At 53.5% G+C, this 1,937-nt stretch carries 2 protein-coding genes and 1 riboswitch; of the genes, one reads left to right on the top strand and one right to left on the bottom strand.

Translation table 11 applies throughout. The annotated features are described in order from the left end of the window. Positions 1–704: AarF/UbiB family protein (locus tag ACTHS3_RS12085; protein WP_440368047.1), on the bottom strand; the 704-nt coding region annotated here is incomplete at its 3' end. A gap of 206 nt (positions 705–910) precedes the next feature. Next, positions 911–1,008, top strand: a riboswitch (glycine riboswitch). A gap of 210 nt (positions 1,009–1,218) precedes the next feature. Between ACTHS3_RS12085 and gcvT the strand changes: the two genes are divergently transcribed. Continuing rightward, positions 1,219–1,937, top strand: a 719-nt coding sequence (gcvT, locus tag ACTHS3_RS12080; protein WP_440368046.1) for a glycine cleavage system aminomethyltransferase GcvT, incomplete at its 3' end; no start/stop codon positions are given.

Genomic DNA, 1,937 nt, shown 5'->3' with positions numbered 1-1,937 from the left:
ACGTCGCTGGTGCAGTAGTCGTAAAACACCTTCGGCACAATCAGCATATCGCTGTTTTGGAAATTGCGACCGAGCTGGCTGGCATTGGCGGCTTCGCGCATCAAGTCCAATTCGTCGTGCAGGTATTTGTCAAATTCGGCCACTACTTCGCGCGGCTTCAAACGCTTGCCGTCTGAAAACAAACGCTCCACCCAGCCTGCACCAAAGCGCATCAGCGACAAATCCTGTTCGATAACGGGCAAAAGGTTGGGGCGCAAGACTTTCACGGCGACCTGTTCGCCCGAATGCAGGTGGGCTTTGTGTACTTGGGCGATGGACGCGCTGGCGACAGGCTCTGTTTCAAATTCCGCGTATAAAGTGTCGATGGATTGTCCCAGTGATTTTTCGATTTGCGAGCGTGAAAGTTGCGCGTCAAACGGCGGCACTTTGTCTTGCAGCCTTGCCAGTTCGACCGCGTAATCGTGCGGAATCAAATCGGGACGCGTGGACAATACCTGCCCGAATTTGATGAAAATCGGCCCCAGGCTTTCCAACGCCAAACGCAGGCGCACGGCAGGCATTTCGTGTTTGAACTTGGACGACTGCGGCAGCATATTGAGGAAAGTCCGCGCCCAACCCGGACGGACCAGCGAGGCAATCAGCTCGGCAAGGCGGTAGCGGTAGAGCGTGCAGAGGATGGTTTTAATGCGTTTGAGGCGGTTCATGATGGACGCGGATAAATCGAAAAAACAGAATTATATAGGAAAAACGGGTAAGGGCTTCAGACGGCCTGAGACTTTTGCAAAAACATTTGCCGCATAGCTAACAATTTTATAAGGGCTCAGGTTTTGCCGCCCCAATAAAAAGACGGATATTCACATCATAAATATTCGTCGGCTACTTGCCCAAACTGCCGATTCAAGACATAATCGGGAAATGTGCAGGAGAGTGTTACACCCAACTACAATGTAACCACCGAAGGCGCAGACACCCTTAAATCGCTCAGGTATCAGGGACTGCACATTGAAACAAACAATCTGGAGAGCGGCGTTGGAATAACGTCCACCGAAGGGGAGAAGGCCGTCTGAACCACCATTCAGACAACCGCGCAAAGCAGTGAGCAGACTGGTTTGCCATCATGCGGATACAGCCGAAAATCTCAGGTTCAAGGACAGATAGGGTCATCCGCGCACAGGTGCGCGGGCGGCATCTGAACAAAAAATCCGGAGAAACTTGAGAATGACTGCTCTGAAAACCACCCCATTTCATCAAGCCCATCAAGATGCAGGCGCGAAGCTGGTAGATTTTGCCGGCTGGGAGCTGCCCATCCATTATGGTTCACAAATCGCCGAACACGAAGCCGTGCGCACCGACGCCGGTATGTTTGACGTATCCCATATGCTCGTTACCGACGTAGCAGGCGCAAATGCCAAAGCCTTTTTCCGCAAATTGATTGCCAACGATGTCGCCAAACTCGCTTTTGTCGGCAAAGCCCTTTATTCCGCTTTGCTCAACGACAACGGCGGCGTGATTGACGACTTGATCGTTTACCGCACCAACGAAGCCGAAACACAATACCGCATCGTGTCCAACGGCGCGACCCGTGAAAAAGACACGGCGCAATTCCACAAAGTCGGACAAGAGTTCGGCGTTGCCTTCAATCCTCGCTACGACCTCGGCATGCTCGCCGTACAAGGCCCGAAAGCCATCGAAAAACTCCTGACCGTCAAACCTGAATGGGCAGACGTTATTCACGGCCTCAAACCGTTCCAAGGTGCAGACTTGGGCAATGACTGGTTTGTCGCCCGCACCGGCTATACCGGCGAAGACGGCGTCGAAGTCATCCTGCCCGGCACTGAAGCCGTCGCATTCTTCAAAGCCCTGCAAGCAGCAGGCGTACAGCCTTGCGGCCTCGGCGCACGCGACACCCTGCGCATGGAAGCCGGTATGAACCTCTA

The organism is Neisseria sp. P0009.S007 (assembly GCF_051962515.1).
Note: the sequence above shows the minus strand (reverse complement) of the source record. Positions and strands in the feature narration are given on the sequence as shown.